The organism is Brevibacterium sp. RIT 803, assembly GCF_016892625.1.
Lineage (GTDB): Bacteria > Actinomycetota > Actinomycetes > Actinomycetales > Brevibacteriaceae > Brevibacterium.
This window is the reverse complement of sequence record NZ_JAFEMW010000003.1, coordinates 326,552-347,658: the sequence shown is the minus strand read 5'-3', so window position 1 is coordinate 347,658 and position 21,107 is coordinate 326,552. Positions and strand designations below refer to the sequence as shown.

The 21,107-nt window shown below is 64.8% G+C and carries 15 protein-coding genes; 9 read left to right on the top strand and 6 right to left on the bottom strand.

The genetic code is table 11. The annotated features are described in order from the left end of the window. Window positions 1-63: 63 nt before the first annotated feature. Entirely contained in the window at window positions 64-726 is a 663-nt protein-coding gene (locus JTF07_RS11950; RefSeq protein ID WP_204234485.1) for a DinB family protein, read from the bottom strand. A gap of 317 nt (window positions 727-1,043) precedes the next feature. Between JTF07_RS11950 and benA the strand changes: the two genes are divergently transcribed. The 5 genes from benA (at window position 1,044) to JTF07_RS11925 (ending at window position 8,199) form a co-directional block, all read left to right on the top strand. Next, a complete protein-coding gene (gene benA, locus JTF07_RS11945; RefSeq protein ID WP_204234484.1) occupies window positions 1,044-2,426 on the top strand; it encodes a benzoate 1,2-dioxygenase large subunit in 1,383 nt (460 codons plus the stop codon). A gap of 17 nt (window positions 2,427-2,443) precedes the next feature. Further along, window positions 2,444-2,977: a benzoate 1,2-dioxygenase small subunit gene (gene benB / locus JTF07_RS11940; protein ID WP_286672956.1), complete on the top strand. Its 534-nt coding sequence runs from the start codon at window positions 2,444-2,446 to the stop codon at window positions 2,975-2,977. A 65-nt stretch (window positions 2,978-3,042) separates the two neighbouring features. Continuing rightward, the gene (gene benC, locus JTF07_RS11935; protein WP_204234483.1) at window positions 3,043-4,605 is read left to right on the top strand and encodes a benzoate 1,2-dioxygenase electron transfer component BenC; all 1,563 of its coding nucleotides are present in this window, start codon (window positions 3,043-3,045) and stop codon (window positions 4,603-4,605) included. Beyond that, window positions 4,595-5,413, top strand: a complete 819-nt coding sequence (gene benD / locus JTF07_RS11930) for a benzoate diol dehydrogenase BenD (protein WP_204234482.1) — start codon at window positions 4,595-4,597, stop codon at window positions 5,411-5,413. Before benC ends, benD begins: the two co-directional genes overlap by 11 nt. After that, entirely contained in the window at window positions 5,410-8,199 is a 2,790-nt protein-coding gene (locus JTF07_RS11925; RefSeq protein ID WP_353843963.1) for a LuxR C-terminal-related transcriptional regulator, read from the top strand. Before benD ends, JTF07_RS11925 begins: the two co-directional genes overlap by 4 nt. A 160-nt stretch (window positions 8,200-8,359) precedes the next feature. Here JTF07_RS11925 and catA read toward each other — a convergent pair whose 3' ends face one another. From catA to JTF07_RS11905, 4 genes are all read right to left on the bottom strand, one after another. Next, window positions 8,360-9,229: a catechol 1,2-dioxygenase gene (catA, locus tag JTF07_RS11920; protein ID WP_204234480.1), complete on the bottom strand. Its 870-nt coding sequence runs from the start codon at window positions 9,227-9,229 to the stop codon at window positions 8,360-8,362. A gap of 78 nt (window positions 9,230-9,307) precedes the next feature. Continuing rightward, window positions 9,308-10,411: a mandelate racemase/muconate lactonizing enzyme family protein gene (locus JTF07_RS11915; RefSeq protein WP_204234479.1), complete on the bottom strand. Its 1,104-nt coding sequence runs from the start codon at window positions 10,409-10,411 to the stop codon at window positions 9,308-9,310. Further along, window positions 10,408-11,376, bottom strand: coding sequence for a LysR family transcriptional regulator (locus tag JTF07_RS11910; protein WP_204234478.1), 969 nt, complete (start codon window positions 11,374-11,376; stop codon window positions 10,408-10,410). The genes JTF07_RS11915 and JTF07_RS11910 overlap by 4 nt, the downstream gene beginning before the upstream one ends. After that, the gene (locus JTF07_RS11905) at window positions 11,373-13,007 is read right to left on the bottom strand and encodes an ATP-binding protein (RefSeq protein ID WP_204234477.1); all 1,635 of its coding nucleotides are present in this window, start codon (window positions 13,005-13,007) and stop codon (window positions 11,373-11,375) included. Before JTF07_RS11905 ends, JTF07_RS11910 begins: the two co-directional genes overlap by 4 nt. Window positions 13,008-13,360: 353 nt before the next feature. On the opposite strand from JTF07_RS11905, the gene hutU reads away from it, so the two are divergent. Further along, a complete protein-coding gene (gene hutU, locus JTF07_RS11900) occupies window positions 13,361-15,082 on the top strand; it encodes a urocanate hydratase (RefSeq protein ID WP_204234476.1) in 1,722 nt (573 codons plus the stop codon). 67 nt (window positions 15,083-15,149) lie between these two features. On the opposite strand, the gene JTF07_RS11895 is transcribed toward hutU, so the two are convergent. Then, a complete protein-coding gene (locus JTF07_RS11895; RefSeq protein WP_204234475.1) occupies window positions 15,150-16,463 on the bottom strand; it encodes a PucR family transcriptional regulator in 1,314 nt (437 codons plus the stop codon). Between the two features lie 146 nt (window positions 16,464-16,609). On the opposite strand from JTF07_RS11895, the gene JTF07_RS11890 reads away from it, so the two are divergent. The 3 genes from JTF07_RS11890 (at window position 16,610) to hutH (ending at window position 21,107) form a co-directional block, all read left to right on the top strand. Then, the gene (locus tag JTF07_RS11890) at window positions 16,610-17,911 is read left to right on the top strand and encodes a class I adenylate-forming enzyme family protein (RefSeq protein ID WP_204234474.1); all 1,302 of its coding nucleotides are present in this window, start codon (window positions 16,610-16,612) and stop codon (window positions 17,909-17,911) included. A 116-nt stretch (window positions 17,912-18,027) separates the two neighbouring features. Beyond that, the gene (hutI, locus tag JTF07_RS11885) at window positions 18,028-19,308 is read left to right on the top strand and encodes an imidazolonepropionase (protein ID WP_204234473.1); all 1,281 of its coding nucleotides are present in this window, start codon (window positions 18,028-18,030) and stop codon (window positions 19,306-19,308) included. A gap of 89 nt (window positions 19,309-19,397) precedes the next feature. Further along, window positions 19,398-21,107, top strand: a complete 1,710-nt coding sequence (hutH, locus tag JTF07_RS11880; protein WP_204234472.1) for a histidine ammonia-lyase — start codon at window positions 19,398-19,400, stop codon at window positions 21,105-21,107.

Genomic DNA, 21,107 nt, shown 5'->3' with positions numbered 1-21,107 from the left:
AGGTTCCGGGGCACCCCCCTGCCGAGGTGGTCAGGGGGTGTGGTCGGATGTGAGCGTCGGTGCTCAGGTCCAGCGCGGAAGTGTGGGCAGAGTGGGCAGCTCGCGGTCGGATTCCAGCTCACCGGGGTAGCCCCAGGCCAGCCACTGGACGAGATCCTCACGGTCACCGCTGACGGCCTGGCCGTTGTCACCGATCGCCCAGTGGTCGCCCTCGGTCGAGTCCAGGACCAAAGCGGGTGCCTCCTCGGCGATCGTCAGGCGTCTGATCAGGGTCTCCAGTGCGTCGAGGGCGGAATCGGGATCCGCCTCTTCGATGGTCCACGCGGTGCCCAGAGAATCGTGGGCGATGACGATCTCCCCGATCCGCTGCGGCACGATGTCGCCTGGGGTCAGTTGGAGGCCGCGGTAGTCGAAGACGGTGTCCTCGGGCAGCTTGGCCAGCTGAGCGGCGGCAGCGGTGAAGGCGAGATGGCACCGGCGATAGCGGGCACGGACATCGTCGGTCTGGTCATCGTCGGTTGCCGGCAGGTTCAGCTTCTGCCCGATGAGATCGGCGAGTTCGAATCCGCCGTCCACGACGCGGGAGATGACGACCTGCCTGCTGTGTCCGTCGGCAGTCGTCGACTCTAAAAGATCGTCGGCGAGCATCGTGATGACGGTGTCCATCATCTCCGTTTCCCGTCCGAGACGTGAGAGATCCGAATACAGCGCTTCGATGCGATTCACGATTGCAGTCCTTTCCTCATCCGCGCAGAACACCCTTGTGCGCGCAGAGACTTAGATGAACTCCGGCAGTTGCCCCTGCCGAGTCGACAGCAGTTTTCGCTGTGAGGTCACCGGTCACATTACGGGTCGCAGACCTGCATGACAGGCCCTGAGAACCCCAGTCCTGATGCCCTAGGTCACTCCTAGGGGTCCCCCTGGTGTGAACTGCATCACCGGGGACCAGGATGGAGTGGTCAACTCATCGGCGGCAGGCCGACGACCAGCACGATGCCCATCGACAAGCGACCTACTCAACGAGAGACCAATGGAGGCTCACCATGACCGATACCCTCGATTTCAGCGCTGACACTCGAGATCTCATCGCGAACGGAGTCCAGGAACGGCCCGAAGAGGGAGTCCGCCGCGTCAATCGGCAGATCTTCACCGACGAAGAGACCTTTGAGCTCGAGATGAAGTACATCTTCGAAGGCAACTGGATCTACCTCGCCCACGAATCCCAGATCCCCGAGATCGGCGACTACTTCACGACCTACATCGGTCGACAGCCCATCATGATCACCCGGGACAAGCAGGGCGGACTCAACTGCCTCATCAACGCCTGTGCCCACCGCGGGGCGATGCTCTGCCGCCGCAAGACCGACAACCGCACCACCCTGACGTGCCCCTTCCACGGCTGGACCTTCCGCAACTCCGGTGAGCTGCTGAAGGTCAAGGACGGACGCAACGGCGGCTACCCGGAGCAGTTCAACAAGGAAGGCTCACACGACCTGACCAAGGTCGCGCGCTTCGAAAACTACCGCGGGTTCCTCTTCGGCTCACTCAACCCTGATGTGCAGCCCCTTGAGGACCACCTCGGCGACACCCGGGTCATCATCGACTCCGTCGTCGACCAGTCACCGGACGGCCTCGAGATCCTCAAGGGCGCCACCACCTACACCTATGAAGGCAACTGGAAGCTCCAGGCCGAAAACGGTGCCGACGGCTACCACGTGACCTCGGTGCACTGGAACTACGCGGCCACCACCGCACGCCGCAAATCCGGTGAGTCGGAGAACGAGACCAAGGCGATGGATGCCGGCGGTTGGGGCAAGGTCGCCGGCGGCTTCTACTCCTTCCCCTACGGCCACCTGCTGCTATGGCAGGAGTGGACGAACCCCGAGGACCGGTCCCTGTGGTCCGAGCGCGAACGCCTCGTCGAGCAGTACGGCGAGACGATGGCCAACTTCATGACCAACATCTCCCGCAACCTCTGTCTCTACCCCAACGTCTACCTCATGGACCAGTTCAGTTCGCAGATCCGGCACATCCGCCCGATCGCTGCCGACCTGACCGAGGTCACGACCTTCTGCATCGCCCCCAAGGGCGAATCCCAGGAGGCCCGGGCCAACCGCATCCGCCAGTATGAGGACTTCTTCAACGCCACCGGAATGGCGACACCCGACGACCTCGAGGAATTCCGGTCGGCGCACAAGACCTACCAGGCTTCGGCGGCACCGTGGAACGACATGTCCCGCGGCCAGGAACACCAGATCGAGGGCCCCGACGAGCAGGCCAAGGAACTGGGCATCAACCCGATCGCCTCGGGCGCGAAGACCGAGGACGAGGGACTCTACCCGGTCCAGCACGAGTATTGGCAGTCGGTGATGATTGACGCTCTCGCCACAGAGGACGCTCGCGCCGCCGCACGGCAGCAGCAGTAAGAAAGGAACCTGCAATCATGACCATGACAGCACCTGCGACGAAGTCCGCACTGATCGTCGATCCCGAGACCTCAGAATGGATCCGCCAGTTCCTCTACCGTGAGGCCAGGCTCCTCGACGAATGGAACTTCGAGGAGTGGCTGGAGTGCTACCACCCCGACGCTCCGTTCTGGATGCCGGCCTGGGACGTCGACGACACTTTGACCACGGACCCCCAGAACGAGATCTCACTCATCTGGTACCCGAACCGCAGCGGACTCGAAGACAGAGTCTTCCGCATCAGGACCGACCGGTCGGCCGCCACATCGATGCCGGAGCCGCGCACCGAGCACAACATCAGCGGCGTGGAGTTCCTCAGACGTGACGGTGACACGGTGGAGGCTCGCTTCAGTTGGACCACCCACTACTACCGGTACCAGTCCACGCTGACCTACTACGGTCACAGCCTCTACACGCTCGACATCTCCGGCCAGAGCCCGGTGATCACGGCCAAGAAGGTCATCCTCAAGAACGACACCGTGCATCAGCTCATCGACATCTACATGATCTGAACCGCGTTGATCGCGAATGACCATCTGCGTGAGGACGCGCAGCCCGAGAGACAAGAAGGACAACCATGAGCAACGACGTAGCCATCAGCTTCGAAGATGGCGTCACCAAGATCATCAAGGTCAACCCGTACGAGACCGTGATGGAAGCCGCCTTCAAGGCACGGATCAACCTTCCGTCTGACTGCCGCGACGGGGCCTGCGGAACATGCAAGTCCTTCTGCACCTCGGGCGAGTTCGACCCGGGCGACTTCATCGACGATGCGATGACGGAGGAGGAGCTTGAGGCCGGATACGTTCTGACCTGCCAGGCCACTCCCGAGTCCGACATGGTCATCGACGTGCCCACGACCTCGGACATCGCGAAGACTTCGGCCTCGGAGTTCGAGACCGAGATCGTCGACTTGGAGTTCCACGCGGACTCCACGGTCAGCTTCACCCTGGCCGTGGACAAGCGTGATGATCTTGCCTACCTGCCGGGGCAGTACATGAACCTCCAGGTCCCGGGCACGGATCAGGCCCGTTCCTACTCCTTCAGCTCCGGCCCGAAGGTCGAGAAGACCTCCTTCATGGTGCGCAACACCCCGGGCGGTGCCATGTCGACCTTCCTCACCGAGCGTGCCGCGATCGGTGACAAGCTGACGATGACCGGTCCGTTCGGAACGTTCTTCCTCCGACCTCCGAAGCGTCGCATGCTGCTGCTGGCAGGCGGAACCGGACTCGCCCCGATCCTGTCGATCCTCGAGAAGATCGCAGACGACGGAACCGACCAGCCCATCCACCTCGTCTACGGCGTCACCAACGACTCGGACCTCGTGGGCCTCGACATCCTCGACGAATACGCGAAGAAGATCAGCACGCTGACCTACAGCTACTGTGTGTCCTCCCCGGAGACCACCGCTGAGCAGAAGGGCTATGTCACCCAATTCCTCAATGACGAGCACTTGGCCGGCGGCGACGTCGACATCTACCTCTGCGGTCCACCGCCGATGGTCGACGCGGTCTCGAAGTGGCTCGGCGACGAGGGAATCACCCCGGCCAACTTCTACTACGAACGCTTCGCACCCAAGGGCTCGACCGATGACGACGAATCGGGTGCACCGATGAGCACCGAGTCGATCAAGGAATCCGGTGACAAGGTCAGTGCCGGGGAAGCCGTCTCGTCGATAGAGACCGGCCGCCTCTCCTTCACCCACCAGGACTCGATGGCCCATCTCGAGGCCCGCACCGGCCTCGAACTCGCCGTGACGGAACTGCTCATGGGCAGGCTGACCGACAAGCAGCTCGAACAGTTCCGCCGCCTGGCGGAGAACGTGTCGACGAAGCTCAAAGGCGACGAGATCCTTGACGCTGAGGAGTTCGGCAAGCTCAACGAGGAATTCCACGAATACCTCTTCATCCTCTCCGACAACCCTGCCTTCCTCGAAAGCTTCCGCCGCCTGCAGGTCCAAAGCCAGATCGTCGAAGCGCTGAAGAACGGCGGCTGGATCGCACCCGAGGTCGACAAGGAGCACTTCGAACTCGTCGACGCCTTCGAGAACAACGACATCGAAGCCGCCCGCCGTGTCCTGCGCGCCCACAGTGAGCACTCCCGTGCGACCATGAGCAAGGTGGTCCCGCATGAGTCCTGATCCGCTCGTCGAGCAGGGGCTGCTGGCCGGCAAGCTCGTCCTCATCACCGGAGCCGCACAGGGCATCGGGCGCGAAACCGCCCTCCTCGCGGCCGCTCAGGGCGCGGACCTGATCCTGTCCGACCGCTCGGACCTCGTGCTGGAGACCGAGACCGAGGCGAAGGCCATCGCTGATGCACGAGGACGAAGCCTCACCTCGGCGACGGTGCTCGGCGATCTTGAAACCTGGGAGGGCGCGGAACACGTCGTCACCGAGGCGGCGAAGAAGCTGCGCTTCCCCGACGTCTGCATCAACGCCGTCGGCGGCACCATCTGGGCCAAACCCTACGAACTCTACGAGCCCGAGAAGATCGAAGCCGAGATCCGCCGCTCCCTGTTCCCGACGATGTGGATGTGCCGGGCGATTCTCCCCGAGATGAAGTCACGGGGGACAGGTACCATTGTCAACGTGTCGTCGATCGCCACACGTGGCATCAACCGAGTCCCGTACTCCGCTGCGAAGGGCGGGGTCAACGCGCTGACCGCTTCACTGGCCATGGAGGCCGCCGAGGCGGGAGTTCGGATCGTGGCCACCGCACCCGGCGGCACCGAAGCACCAGAACGCCGGATCCCCAGGGGTCCGGGAGCCCAGACCGAGGAGGAACAAGGATGGTTCCGCGAAGTCGTGACACAGACGACCGAGTCCAGCCTGTTCAAGAGGTATGGGACCTTGCCGGAACAGGCGTGGCCCATCGTCTTCCTCGCCTCGGACGCAGCGTCCTACATCAACGGTTCCGTTCTGCCCATCGGCGGCGGTGATCAGGGATAGACGAACCAATCGCAGGCATCGGCCGGCGCGACCTTCTTCCCGGTCCTGCTCAGGCCCTGGACTCCGTGCTCGAGCTGTGGGACTCGATCGCTGACAGCGGCGGTCGGGTCCTCGTCCTCGAGGGAGGTTCCGGATCCGGCAAGTCCAGTGTCCTGCGGGCCGTCCAGGACGAGACCGATGATGACTGTGAGATCCTCGTCGGCGCGGAATGGAGCCGAGAGGTGCCCTACGCGATGCTCGGGCAGCTGCGCACAAGGGACCCCATCTGGCAGTCCGTCGACGGCGAGTGCTCGGCCAGCGACCGGGTGCAGATCGCGGAGTCCCTCCTCGAGGAGCTGCAGAGCGAGGATGAGGAGAAGCGCATCGTCGTCCTCGACGACGTCCACCTCGCAGATCCGGAGAGCCTGCAGATCTTCAGCCTGCTGGGGCGTCGTCTGCGCGGGACCCGCGTCCTGCTCCTCATCGCCGTCGATCCGAAGGCGTCCGCCGAGGTGGACCGCGATTTTCTGCGCATGACGACCAGTCCCGTGTCCGAGAGGGTCACGATCCCGGACTTCGGTCGCGCCGACGCCCTTGAGCTGGCGCGTGCCCACGAGGTCTACGACATCGGCGAGCACGGTGCTTCGGTGCTCGTGGCCCAGAGCTCCGGTCGTCTGCGCGTGGCACAGGAGATCCTGTCCCTGCTGCCCGAGAGCCGCTGGCCGGCAGATCCCGCCGACCTGCCCATGCCCGACAGTGTGATCCGGGAGGTCCTCGACCCGATCGAGGCCACCGGCTCGACGGAAGTCTCAGATGTGGCCTCCGCGTTGGCGATCCTCGGCGGCCCCCAGGACCTTGCACGCATCGCAAGCGTGGCCTCTCTGCTCGATCCGGGTCCCGCAGTCGACCTCGGTGTGGCCCACGGAGTGTTCCGCGAACGGAACTCGGCCGGACGGCTCACCCTGGCTCTGAGCCGCATGACCTCGGCCCGCGTGATCATTGCCGCCATGGCACCCTCGACCAGACGAATCTTTCACGAACGGGCCGCTGACTCCGCCTACCGGGAAGACGAACGCCTTGTCCACCTCGCCACGGCCGCGCTCGGCGCCGATGGCAAACTCGCCCGTCGCCTCAGGGACTCAGCTGCCGTCGCCGAGAGATTCGGGCGGTGGGCCGACGCTGCTGAGCTGCACTTCGGTGCGGCACGTGTCCTGGCGCCTTCGGCCGACCGTGATGACGAGCTGCTGGCAGGCATCGACGCCCTGGCCAGTGCAGGCCGGGTCGTTGAGGTCCTGCCCTGGATCGACATCGGCAAGAACATCGCGCCCTCGACATTGCGCGACACCGTCCTGGCCAATGTCGCCATCCACCGGGGACATGCCGCACAGGCCGATGACCTTCTGTCCCGGGCCGCCGCCGCGCCCACGGACGACGACGGGCTCACCGCACAGATCGCGCTGCGCCGTACGCTCGATTCCCTGGTGCGCTGGGACGGGCCGAAGGTCCGCGAATGGGCGAACCGGGCGATGTCCCTGGGCGGGGTCGACGAACCCGCGAACGTCGAGTCCCATGCGATGCGGGCACTGGGCTTCGCCGCTCAGGGCAAGATCGGCGAAGCCATGGAGGATCTCGAGGACCTCTCCGATCGTCATCTCACCGGGGCCCAGAACCAGAGGGTTCGGCTCTGCGTGGGATGGGTGTCGATGCTGGCCGGAGACCTGCGCGAAGCGGTGCGGGAATTCGAAGCCGCCGTCCCGACCCAGTACGAACGAGGATCCCTGCGGATATCGCTGTGGGCTCACGGCTGGCTGGCCCGGGTCCAGTATCTCCTCGGCGAATGGGATGAGGGTCTGCGTACGGCCGAAATCGGTCTGCGGCGAGCCGACAGTGCCAATATCTCTCTCGTGGCCCCGCTGCTGAACTGGACCGCCGCAGAGATCAAACTCTGGCGCGGATACCCCGTCGATGAGGTGATGAGACGGGCAGACAGCAGCGCCATCCTCAGCGACTATCTGGCCATGCAGGTACCGGCACGCCTGGTGCGTGCCGTGGCAGCGAGCGTGAGAGGAGATCATGACGGGCGAGCGGCAGCATTGCGGCCGCTGCTTGACGTGGACTCGTGGACCCAGGACAGGGCCTCCTTCTGGCCCTGGTCCACCGAATACGTCGATGCGCTCATCACCCTCGGCCACTCCGACCAGGCACAGCAGGTGGCAGCGGATTTCAAGAAGAACACCGCCGAAGCCAGCGAACACATCCGCGCACAGTCAGCGCTCGCCTCGGCGAGGATCCATCAGGACACGGGTGACATCGCGGGTGCGGAAGCGGACTTCTCCCGGGCCCTCGAACTCTTCACCCGCAGTCAGCAGGACACAGCGGCCGCTCAAGTGCTGCTGCGCCGCGGCCAGATGCTGCGGCGGGCCAACCGGCGACGTGAGGCGGTGGAGAGCCTGGTGAGGGCGCGCGAATTCTACGAAGGCGTGGGCGCCACGGTCCTCATCAAGCACTGCGATCAGGAGCTGCGCGCTACCGGAATGTCCTGGCGAGGCATGTCGGAGACCGACAACGGCAGGGGTGCGGTCAAGAGTTCCGTCGAGGCAGGCGGCTACGTGCCGCTGACCCCGCAGGAGATGTCCGTGGCCGACCTCGTCGTCCAGGGAATGACCAACGCCGAGGTTTCGCGCAAGCTCTTCATCGCAGAGAAGACCGTGCAGTACCACCTCACACACATCTACGGAAAGTTCGGGATCCGATCTCGCACAGAGCTCGCCGCCGTGCACCTGTCCGGGGATGTGCCGTCTGTGTGATGGTGGAGATGTGACTGCAGAAATGTGAACTTCTGGCCACTTGGATCTTCTGGCCTCATGAATGAGCGAGGGCGCCACAGCATTTGCCGTGGCGCCCTCCGCGTTGCTCTGTGACTGAGGCGGCTCAGTTCTCGGGGTCGGTCCTGCCGTCGGGCTCAGCTCAATCGTCGGGGTCGAGGACGAAGTTGTAGGTCGTCATCTCGCCTTCGGCGTCCGGGTTGTCCTGAGGATCGAGCAGAAGCTCGGGCTTGACCGCCGAGGCGATGTCGTCGTCGTTGTGCGGATCGCCAGGGAAGTACAGCTGAGAGGTGATGAGCTTGTGCCCGGGGGCGTGGACCTTGAAGTGCAGGTGGGCCGGACGCCAGGCGTGCCATCCTGCCGCCTCGATGAGCTGACCGCAGGCGCCCTCTGTGGGTATCTGGTAGGGAGCGGGACGGATCGTGTGGATCTCGTAGGCTCCGTCTTCGTTGGCGACGAAGGTTCCACGCAGGTTCCACTCGGGCAGACCCGGAGCGAACTGGGAGTAGAAGCCCAGGTTGTCGGCGTGCCACAGCTCGAGCTTGGCTCCGGGAAGCGGTTCACCGGTGGTCGAGGTGACCTGGCCCTTGAAGACGAACGGGGTGCCCGGTTCGTCGGGGCGCATGTCGATGGTGCCGTTCCATTCGACCTCAGGTGAGTTGTCGAGGTAGTACGGCCCTTCGATGGTGCCCTTGGAACCTTCACGGTCCTGGTTGGCGACTTCCTCGACCGCGTGCTCGATCCACACGTCGAGGAACAGAGGCCATTCGCCGTCTTCGCCGACCTGGATCAACCAGGCCTTGAGTGCGTTGTACTCCTCGTAGCTGACCTGCTCCTCTTCGACGATGTCGGTCAGAGCCTTGACGGCCTTGCCAGCCAGTAGGGCGACCCGCTCATGGTCGACGACTCCGCCGCCGGCCTTGGACTGGCGTTCGCGGAAGCGGGCGGAGGCATTGGCGCCCGAGTCCGCTGCCTTAGCGGTGGTCTCAGTCTGGAAACTGTTCTCTGACATGTCTACTCCTTTGTTGATGTGGTGTTCGTCGGGTTCTGTGGATCACTCAGGTCCGGCTGGTTCACCGGCCTTGGGAAGCTATCTGTCGGTGCGGTAGTGGGAGAGTTTGTCCTCGTTGACGGCGGTGCCGGCGCCGGGAACGGTGGGTGCGTGGATGTGCCCGTCCTTGATCTCCAGCGGGGAGGCGATGAGATCATCGCTCATATCGAGGAAGTTCGACATCTCTGCCGGGTACCTGGAGGAGTGCTCGAACGCCGCACCGAAGGTCACCGTTGCGACACTGCCCAGCTGGGTGTCGATCTGGTTGCCCATGAGCACGTCGAGGCCCAGAGCCTCAGCGAAGGACAGGATCTTCTGGGATTCCGTGAAGCCGGTTCGAGCCGTTTTGATCGACAGCGCGTTGGCTCCGCCGGTATGGATCTCCCGGGCGGCATCGCCGAGGTTGGGCGCCGATTCGTCGGCGATGATCGGAATCGGTGAGTTCGTCACCAGCTGGCGGCGTGTGAGCACCTCGGCGGCATCATTGGGTTCTTCAAAGAAGCGCAGATCGAGATCGGCTGTGCCCGCCAGCATCTGCGCGGCCTCGGTGGCGTTCCAGCCTCGGTTCGCATCCAGGTAGAGGAATGCCTCGGCTCCCAGAGCCTCACGCAGGGCAGTGACGAGTTCGATGTCGAGGGAGACCGGACGGCGGCCGACCTTGATCTTGAACGAGCGGACTCCGTAGGTCTCGCGGAAGGACAATGCTTCGTCGACGACCGCTTCGGTGGGGGAGAAGCCGAGCATGTGGGTCACCTCCAGAGAGGAGGCGAATCCGCCCAGGAGACGGTGAACCGGGGTCGAATACGCCTGGCCGATGAGGTCCCAGAGGGCGATGTCGACGCCGCCCTTGGCTGTCTGGTTGCCGATCGTGCGATGCAGTTTGGCGTGGATCGCCGCGCGGTCGAGGGGGTCAGCGCCGATGAGTGCGTCGGAGAAGATCGTGTTGATGACGGCGATGACCGACTCGACGGTCTCCCCGTAGGTGAAGGGGCGGGGCGGAATGTCCGCGGTGCCGACGAGGCCCTCATCGGTGTGGAGGCGCACGAGCACATGCTCGATGTGGTGGACCGCGCCGCTGGAGAACTTCAGCGGCTTCTTCATCGGGATCCGGTAGGGCACCGTCTCCAGGCGGGTGATCTTCACGATGCGTTCTCCTTCGGTTCGGCGGGCGACTCGGCCGGATCGGTCAGCGTCTCCACCGGATCGGCTGCTGTGTCGTCGATGACGTCAGAGGCCACCTCGGTGATGATCCGGGCCATGCGAGTCACGGTCTGGGTCTCTTCGTCTGTTCGCCACGCCAGCGCGAGTTCTGTCCGGGGCGCTTGAGTGATCTCACGGAAGTGGACGCCTGGGATCTCCAGGGCAGTGGCAGTGCGGGGGACGATGGCGGGCCCCAGCCCGGCGGCGACCAGTGACATCAGAGTCGAGGTCTCCGAGGCGCGGATCGAGTAGTCGGGAGACGTCGACTGCTCGGAGAGGAACGCAGTCGTGACCGCCGACACGACGGAGTTCTCCGGATAGCCGACCAAGGGCGTCTCGGCTAACTCAGCGGCTGTGATCGACTCGAGGTCGTCCAGCGGTGAACCGGTCGGTACAGCCAGGATGCAGGTCTCATGTCCGAGTACCTGATAACTCAGCCCCTTCACCGGAGAGCCGTAGCGCAGGAGCGCGATGTCGATGCTGCGTTCGAGCAGTTGGGAGACGAGCCGGGGCGTGGTCATCTCGCCGCTGACGCCCAACTGCAGGTTGGGTGCGGCCATAGCTGTGCGGCGCACGACCTGCGGCATCACTCCATAAGTTGTGGAGCCGGTGAAGCCGAGGCGCAGCGGGCCCTTGAGTCCGGCGCCGATGAGCTGGACCTCGGTGCCGAGGGTGTCGAGTTCGGACAGGACTCGACGGGCCTGCTCGAGGAGGTGGCTTCCCGCCGAGGTCAGGGCGACCGTGCGGGTGGTCCGGTTGAGAAGCGTGGTGCCCAGCTGTCGTTCGAGCTTGCGGATCTGCTGGGAGAGGTAGGGTTGAGCCAGCTTGAGGCGCTCGGCCGCCTTGCCGAAGTGGCGTTCCTCGGCAACGGTGGCGAAGTACTGCAGCTGGCGGGTCTCGAGCATCATATGGATGCCCCTGCCGTGGCCGGAGCGGACTGTTCTGCTCTCAGCGTCGAGCTTGCGGAGTCCTCAGCCTCTGTATGGATTCCGCGGAAGTGAGCGGCGTGGATGAAGTCGTCCATGCTCAGCGCCGCACCTCGGTGGGCGGCGATGCGCAGTGCCAGACGCAGCACCATCTTGATGTCACGGGCGGTGATGTCGACGAAGTCGCTGACCAGGCGGTCGAGGAGGACCGCGTCGAGCTCGATGTCGTTGCCGCGGGCCATGATCTGCCAGATCTGACGGGCATCCTCGGGACTCGGGGCGTGATATTCGATGACGGCTGCGCAGCGTGCGAGGATCGCCTCGTCGACTCCGTTCATCCGGTTCGTCGTGAGGAAGAGGAGCCCATCGAAGTATTCGAGGGTGCGCAGGAACTCCGCGACGATCGCGTTCTGGGTGAGATCGAGACCGCGTTCGAGGACGAAGACATCGGCCTCGTCGAGGAGGAGCACGGCATCCCAGCGCTTGGCTCGGTCGAAGATGACCTCGAGGTTCTTCCGCACGGCCTCGGGGGTGATGCCCAGCGATCCGGAGTGGATCGAGTACAACGGTTTGCCGATGACCTCGGCATACACCTCGGCGGTCAGGGTCTTGCCGACCCCGGGGCGCCCCTTGGCGAGGATGACGTTGCCCGCGGATTTGCCGTTGATGATGTCACCGGTGAAGACGCCGATGTCCGAGGTGAGGATGGTCAGCAGCTCACGCTGTTCGTCGGGGAGGACCAGCTTGTCCTGCAGGCTCGGGTCGTAGTCGTATGCATCGAGGTCGCCGGTATTGACGTCGATGTAGTCCTGGGCGCCGAGGTCGAAGACGCGCACGGCTGTGAGCAGCGGAATCGTTCCCAGCTCGTCTTCGTCGAAGAGCACGGAAGGGGTCGATCCGCGCAGGCCGGCGATCTCATCGGGGGCGACGTCGTTGACGACCTTGCGTCCGGCACGGCGATTGGCCGCGCGGTGGTCGTCGGTGCGGATCGCGCGCCCGGTGAAGATGTACTGGGAGCCGAAGCCGTGTTCGATGATCTCCTTGAACTCGGCCAGTCGGGTCGAATATTCGTCCTTGAGCGACTGGTTCTCGTGGAAGGCTCCGGCTGCGGTCAGTGCCTCTTCGGGCGTCTTGCCGACGATCTCGGTGTCTTCGAAATAGAGGATGCGCGGAACTCGGGAGGGGCGCTTGACCGTCGGGTTGTCGGCCTCGAGAGTCAGCTTCACGCGCGGTCCGCGGGTCTTGTCCCCGTGTTCGACCGCGATGGTCATCACGAGGTAGGGATGGACGTAACCGTCGGATTCGCGCACGTAGAGCCAGCCGTCGATTCGGCCTGCGCGGAGGAATTCGCGCAGGACCTCGGAGGCCGAGGTGATGTCGGGGATGATCGGGTAGTCACCGCTGCGGCTTGACTGGATCGCCGCGACGGTGCGTTCGAAGGGATGGTCGCCGAGGGTGGCCGCCGTTGTCGCAAGATCGGCCAGAGCCTGGTTCGTGAGGTCGCGGTCGGGAATTCCGATCTCCTTCGAGCGCCAGTTCTGGGCCCGCGTACGGGTGGTCAGAAGGTCCTGGGACTCGGTGCCCGCGACGACCGCGGTAGGGGCAGTGAACATCGTCGTTCCTCTTCTCTGATGCTCGGAGATTCGGTGATTCACTCGTCACACTATGCCCTTTTCATCATTACTTACAGAATCGATATCGTCTCGATTGAGAAGTAGGAGGCATAAGTCTTGAGAAGCAGACGGAATGAATGGATGGGGAAGCGGCGCGGAATGCCACGCCCGACCTCGGCACATGTGTCCGATATTTCGGACGGAACTTGATCCAGACCACTGTCGCAATTCTCGCCAGCCGTCAGAATGGATGGTGTAGTCAGGGACGACACCGGCACTGAGGAATCAATCTCCGCACAGCCGAACCCCCGGAACCATTCCGCTCTGCCGGACACGACGACAAGGAGAGTCACATGACCACGAAGCCCGGCTTCACCCAGCACGATCCCTCACGCGTGATCCGCGCCGACCGCGGCACAGAGATCACAGCCAAGAGCTGGCAGACCGAAGCGCCCAAGCGCATGCTCATGAACAATCTCGACCCCGAGGTCGCCGAGCGTCCCGAAGACCTCGTCGTCTACGGCGGCACCGGTCGAGCGGCTCGCTCCTGGGAGGCCTACGACGCGATCGTGCGCACCCTTGATGACCTCGAGGACGATGAGACCCTCCTCGTCCAGTCGGGTAAGCCGGTCGGCGTCATGCGCACCCACGAATGGGCCCCGCGCGTGCTCATCGCCAACTCCAACCTCGTCGGCGACTGGGCCAATTGGGAGCACTTCCGCGAGCTCGAGGCCGAGGGTCTCATGATGTACGGCCAGATGACCGCCGGCTCCTGGATCTACATCGCCACTCAGGGTATCCTCCAGGGCACGTACGAGACCTTCGGCGCCATCGCCGACAAGCGCTACAACGGCACCTTGGCCGGAACCCTGACGATCACCGGCGGCTGCGGCGGCATGGGCGGCGCCCAGCCGCTGTCCGTGACGCTCAACGGCGGTGCCTGCCTCATCATCGACGTCGACAGGACCCGCCTCGACCGTCGCAAGTCCAAGCGCTACCTCGACGAGGTCGAGACCGATCTCGACACAGCACTTGCCAAGGTCATCGAGGCCAAGAAGAACAAGCAGGCCTTGTCCGTGGGACTCGTCGGCAACGCCGCTGAGATCCTGCCGATGATCCTCGATCGTCCAGAGGCCGCAGAGGTCGACATCGTCACCGACCAGACCTCGGCGCATGACCCGCTGTCCTACCTGCCCATCGGCGTCAGCGTCGATGACTGGAGTGATGAAGCCGAGCAGGACGCGGAGAAGTTCACCATCCGCGCCGAGGAATCTATGGCCAAGCACGTGCGTGCCATGGTGGAGTTCCAGGACCGCGGTGCCGAGGTCTTCGACTACGGCAACTCGATCCGCGACGAAGCCCGCAAGGCCGGCTACGACCGCGCCTTCGAGTTTCCCGGCTTCGTCCCCGCCTACATCCGCCCGCTCTTCTGCGAAGGTCTCGGACCGTTCCGGTGGGTCGCCCTGTCCGGTGATCCCAAGGACATCGAGGTCACGGACAAGGCACTCAAGGAGCTCTTCCCCGAGAATGAGCACCTCCACACCTGGCTCGACGCCGCCAATGAGTACGTCGAGTTCGAAGGTCTCCCGGCTCGCATCTGCTGGCTCGGCTACAAGGAGCGCCAGCAGGCCGGACTGCTGTTCAACCAGCTCGTCGCCGAGGGCGCAATCTCGGCCCCGATCGTCATCGGCCGTGACCACCTCGACTCCGGCTCGGTCGCCAGCCCCTACCGTGAGACCGAATCGATGCTCGACGGCACCGACGCCGTGGCCGACTGGCCGCTGCTCAACGCCATGGTCAACACCTCATCGGGTGCCACCTGGGTGTCCATCCACCACGGCGGCGGCGTCGGCATCGGCCGCTCCATCCACGCCGGTCAGGTCTCCGTGGCCGACGGCACCGAGCTGGCTGCGAAGAAGCTCGCCCGTCTGCTGACGAACGATCCGGGCATGGGCGTCATCCGCCACGTCGACGCCGGTTACGACCGCGCTGCCGAGGTTGCCGAAGAGCGGGGCATGCGCGTTCCGATGATTCCCGAGCTCGACAAGCGCGACGAGGAATCCGCCGCGCAGTAGGGTGCCGCACGGCTGCAGCGGGTCTGCGATCTGACTCGCCAGCACGCCATCGAGCCGCGCCCCACGCTCAGTCCGGAACTGGTTCCCGTGACTCGAAGATATAGCTGTGGGCATAGAGGGCTGCCTCGATGTTGAGCCGATTCGATCCCAGATCCGTGCCGAGGATCGATTCCGCCATCTCCACGCGGTAGCGGATCGAGTTCTTGTGCATCGACATCGCGGCTGCCGTAGCCGTGTAGCTGAGATCGTGAAGCATATATGCCAACAACGTCGAGCGGTGCCGAGTATTGGCTGCAGAGTCCTCCGCCAGCGGGCCGAGGACGGATCGCACCCAGTCACGGCCTGCCTCGACGTCGGTGGACAGCAGTGAGACGAGAGCCATTCCGGGTTCGTCGTGGGAGCGCAGCGGCATTGGTGTTCGTCTGGCAAGGCACACGTTCTGGACTCGCAGTGCCTCTTGGTGAGAGAGCCGGAATCCTTGCGCCGCTGTGTGAGCGGAACCGAGCGCCAGGTGCACGGCGTCGGCGGCACTCGAGCGAAGTCGATCACGGAGGGACTCCTCATACTGCCAGCTCTCGGGCACCGTGATCCATCCCCAGGCGGTGTCCTGGTCGCGACTGATGATCAGACTGGAACGTGGGGAGCCCATCTCCGCGGCCGCGGAGTTGATGGCGGAGGTGAATCTGCCCAGGCCGTCAATGGTGTCCGGTGCCGAATGGTGGGTCCAGGCGATGACCGCCACGTGTCGGGCGGTGAGACTGTAGCCCAGTGTTGCCGCGGCCGCAGCGGCGTCGACGTGCCCACCTTCGATGATGCCTCTGACCTGGGATTCCCGTGCGGTGGTGCGGTTGGCCAGCCAGGCTTCGCGTTCCTCTTCGTAGAGGAGGGCGACCTTCTGTGACATCCAGTCGATGTATTCCGAGACCTCATCGACGAGTCGCTGGAACACTGCGGAGGCCAGATCGTCCGGGAGATCGGCACCGGTGGTGATGTAGTCGTAGGCGGTCTGCAGCAGCCGTTGCTGTCCCAGACGATAGGCCCTGACCAGGGCGTTGACTGAAATCCCACGTTGTGCCAATCGTCTGGCGTATTCGTAGGCGGCGACCGGCGGTTCGAGGTTGTCCGGAGCGATCCCATGCCGGAGAGCATGGAAGATGGTCTCGATATTGCCTTCGATGCTCGCGCTGAGAAGCTCGAGGAGCGTGCGCTCCTCACCGAGTTCGGCGATCCTCGTGGCCAGATAGTCGTAGACGCTCTGGGTCAGCTCCGGCACGCGCGGACTCAGCTCCGCGGAGATCCGGGAGAGCTGCGCCATCACCTCGGCGGTGGCAGGTGTGGGACCAGGCCCGTCGCCGGGCGTCCACGAAGGAGAGGCGACCATAGGAGAAGACTAGCGCGAACTGCCGGCTGTGGTGAGAAGTTCGCCGAAAGCTCTGGAGATCTGTTTGTAGCTTTGACCCAAGGATGGGGAATGCTTTGACATGTGGGACCAGTGTGCTGACCACGATGCCTGGATACGCTTGATCCATGCAGACTTCGAACAGGACTTCCGCGCCGACCAGGAACAATGCGTCGACATATGCAGACGAAGCGGCTCGCGCCGAACAGGGGGTCGCCGAGGCGGCTGTGACCTCAGCCTTCCCTGTGGCCGACCTGGTCGGACTCCCCGCCGACCGTGCGCGCTCCGACCCTCACGGGCCCTGCCTGAGCTGGCCCGGCGGCAGCTTCGACAACGCCGAATTCGCATCAGCTGTGGCCGCGACCGCAGGCGCCTTGAGGACTCAGTTCAGGATCGGTCAGGGTGCGGTGGTCGGTGTGCTGCTGGACAACGTCCCCGAGGTCATCACGACCATGTTCGCCACTTGGTCCCTCGGTGCGGTCCTGACCCCGATCAACCCTGCCCTGACCAACGACGAGGTCAGCTTCCAGCTCGACGACTCCGGAGTCGTGCTGCTCATCGGGGACTCCCACGCCGAGGTGGTTGCCGACGTCCGCGGCCTCAGCTTCCTCTCCGTCGAGGACGAATGCTTCCGCGGCGATGCCGAACCGATGAGTGATCTCGCCGTTCGCGGCGGCGACGGATCACTCATCGTCTATGCCTCGCCGGCGACAGGCCGGCCCAAGGGCTGCCTGCTCAGCCACTCCAACGTCTCGGCCATGGCATGGTCGACCCTCACCGGAATCGACTTCGGTGCTGATGCACGCAGCCTGCTGGTGCTGCCTCTCTTCGACTGCCGCGGGCTTCTCGCAGGCACCGTTTCATCTCTCATGTTCGGCGGCAGCGTCCATGTGCTGCCGAGCTTTGATCCGAGAACCTTCTGGGGCGTCGTCGAGGAAGAGCGTCCGACCTATTTCTCAACTGTGCCGACGATCATCTCGGCCCTTGAAGCCACGAAGAAGCGGGACGTCGACGCAAGCTCCCTGCAGTTCGTCATCTGTGGGGCCGCACCGATGTCGGTCGACGTGATCACCCGGTTCGAATCGAAGTTCGAGGTGCCGATCCTTGAAGGCTACGGTCTCTCGGAATGCTCGGCGGCGGTGACCCTCAACCGCAACGACGGCTCCCGCCGCCTCGGAACCGTGGGGACGGCGCTGCCGGGAATCACCGTGGCCATCCGCAGTCCGGACGGCCGAGAACTGCCTGCAGGCGAAGTCGGCGAGGTGGTCGTCTCCGGGCAGACCGTCATGCACGGCTTCCTCGGCCGTCCCGAGGAGACGGCCGAGACGCTCAAAGATGGCTGGCTGCACACCGGTGACCTCGGATTCCTCGACGAGGACGGATTCCTGACCCTCGTCGAGTGCGTCAACAGTCTGGATACAGCGGTATGAGTCGCCGATCACGAACTGTCTGAAATATCGGACAAATTCCTTCGATCGCACTTCAGCGGTGAGCCTGCGCGGTCCATACTGAGAGTGAACTACTCTCGATCGCGAAGGACACCGCCTTGCAGCTCATCACCGGGATCAGCGAACTCGTCGTCAATGACCTCGACACACTCGGCGCCCTGAACGTCGTTGAGGACGCCGCAGTGCTCATCGACGGGGGGCGGATTCTGTGGTCGGGGCCGTCCGCTCAGGCGGACACCGCACTTCACGACCACCTCGGCGATGCCGATTCCACCCCCGCCGAGGTGGTCAACGACGACGACATCGAAAACGGCACCCTCACCTCGGCGAGAGCCGGTGTGGAGCTCGAAACCATCGACCTGGGCGGCAAGGCCGTCATCCCGGGCTTCGTCGACAGCCACAACCACCTCATCTTCGCCGGCGACCGATCGGCGGAGTTCGCCGCGCGCATGGCGGGTGAGAAGTACTCGGCCGGTGGCATCGCCACGACTGTCGCGGCCACACGGGCCGCCAGCGACGAGGAGCTCGAGGCCAACCTCGTCCACCTCATGAGTCAGGCCACCCGGCAGGGCACGACGACCTTCGAGGTCAAGTCCGGCTACGGTCTGACCGTGAAGGACGAACTCCGCGCGCTGCAGATCATCAACCGCCACACCGAAGAATCCACGCTCATCGCCGCCCACGTGGTGCCGCCGGAGTTCACAGAGAACCCTCAAGCCTACGTCGACCTCGTCATCGACGAGATCATCCCCGCCGCGATCGGCCAGGCCAAGTGGATCGACGTATTCTGCGAAAAGGGTGCCTTCACCGAAGACCAGACGCGTCGCATCATCGAAGCAGGCAAGGCCGCGGGCATGAAACCGCGCCTGCACGCCAACCAGCTCACCGAGGGGGGAGCGCTCAGACTCGGCGCCGAACTCGGCTGCGTGTCCGTCGACCATGCGACATTCGCCTCCGATGAGGACCTCGCAGCCCTCGCCGAGGCGGGCACCGTCGTCACGCTGCTGCCGAGCATCGAATTCTCCACCCGCCAGCCCTACCCCGACGCCCGCCGCTACGTAGAGGCGGGAGTCAGCCTGGCGATCGCCACGGACTGCAACCCGGGATCGGGATTCTCCAACAGCATCCCCTTCACGATCGCCATCGGGGTTCGCGATATGCACTTCACCGTCGAACAGGCAGTCTGGGCCGTCACCGCCGGTGGGGCCAACGCCCTGCAGCGCACCGATGTCGGCCACCTCGGCGCCGGAGCTCGGGCCGATCTCGCCATCCTCGACGCGCCCAGCTACCGCCACTTGGCCTACCGGCCCGGCGTCCACCTCGTCGAACGCGTCTACCGCGGCGGCGAACTCGTCGCCGACAACAGACCACAGGTCTGAACTGCTGAGGGCCGGGCCCGGCCCTCCCGCCTCTTCGCCGTCTGATGACACCACACGAACGTATAACTCACTCAACCGAAAGGTCCAAGATGTCAGTCTTCATCGATCTCGATCCCGATACCCTCACATTCGCCCAGGTGGTCGATGTCGCCCGCCACGATGCGAAGGTGGCCCTGAGCGAGACCACCCTGGCCCGCGTGAACAAATACCGCGAAGCCATCGACGCGCTCGCTCAGGCCGAGAAGCCCGTCTACGGAGTCTCCACCGGTTTCGGGGCACTTGCCCAGCGCCACATTCCCGCCGAACTGCGCACCCAACTGCAGAAATCACTCATCCGCTCCCACGCCGCAGGCGTCGGCGAACCCGTCGAACGCGAAGTCGTGCGCGCACTCATGCTCCTGCGCGCCCGCACCCTGGCCACGGGCCGAGCAGGAGTGCGCGCCGAGGTGCTCCGGACCTACGTCGACCTCCTCAACGCCGGCATCACCCCGGTCGTCCACGAATACGGATCGCTGGGCTGCTCCGGTGACCTCGCGCCGCTCTCTGCCTGTGCGCTCGTCGTGATGGGTGAAGGCGTGGCCGCCGGTCCAGACGGAGTTGCCGGCCCCGCCGAAGAAGTGCTGGCCGCGGCCGGAATCGCTCCGGTCACCCTGGCCGAGAAGGAAGGCCTGGCGCTGGTCAACGGCACCGACGGCATGCTCGGCATGCTCATCATGGCCCTGACCGACCTGGAGAACTTGCTCACCGCCGTCGACGTCTCCGCAGCGATGAGCATCGAGGGACTCTTCGGCACCGATGCCGTCTTCGCCCCCGAACTCCACTACGCACTGCGCCCCCACGACGGTCAGTCCGCGGCCGCCGCGAACATGCTGACGTCGCTGAAGGACTCGGGCATCACGGCCAGTCACCGCGACTCGACCCACCTGGTCCAGGACGCGTACTCGATGCGCTGCGCCCCGCAGGTCAACGGCGCCGCCCGTGATGCCGTCGCCTTTGCCACGCAGGTCGCCGAGCGCGAACTGCGTGCGGCCATCGACAACCCCGTCGTGCTCACCAACGGCATGGTCTCCTCCAACGGCAACTTCCACGGTGCGCCCCTGGCCCATGCCCTGGACTTCCTCGCCATCGTCGCCGCCGATGTCGCCTCGATGTCCGAACGCCGCACCGACCGGATGATGGACGTCACCCGCAACCAGAACCTCACCCCGTTCCTCGCCGACGACGCCGGCGTCGACTCGGGTCTGATGATCGCCCACTACACCCAGGCCGCCATGGTCTCCGAGGCCAAGCGCAACGCCAGCCCCGCCTCGGTCGACTCGATCCCGTCCTCGGCCATGCAGGAAGATCACGTATCGATGGGCTGGTCGGCCGCCCGCAAGCTGCGCAAGGTCGTCGACAATCTCGCCAGCGTCGTCGGCATCGAGTTCTACGCCGCCTCGCGCGCCTGCGATATGCGCGAAGCCGCACCGGCACCGGTCACCGGTGCCGTGATCTCCGCGATCCGCGAAACCGTGCCCGGTCCCGGCCCGGACCGCTTCCTGTCCCCGGAGCTGGCCGAGACGATCGCCAAGGTCAAGGACGGCTCCCTGGTGGCCGCTGCAGAGTCAGTCTCACCGCTGCAGCACACCGTCACCTCGGCCGCCGGAACCTGGCTGCCCGAAGGTGGATCACCAGCGGTCAACGACCCCGACTTCACCGCCCTGGGCAACCTCGATGCGGCCGCCGCAGCCTCCGGCACGGACGCGGCGACGACCCACCGGGATGCAGCCGGAGTCAACGGTTCGGGCGAGGCGAACTGA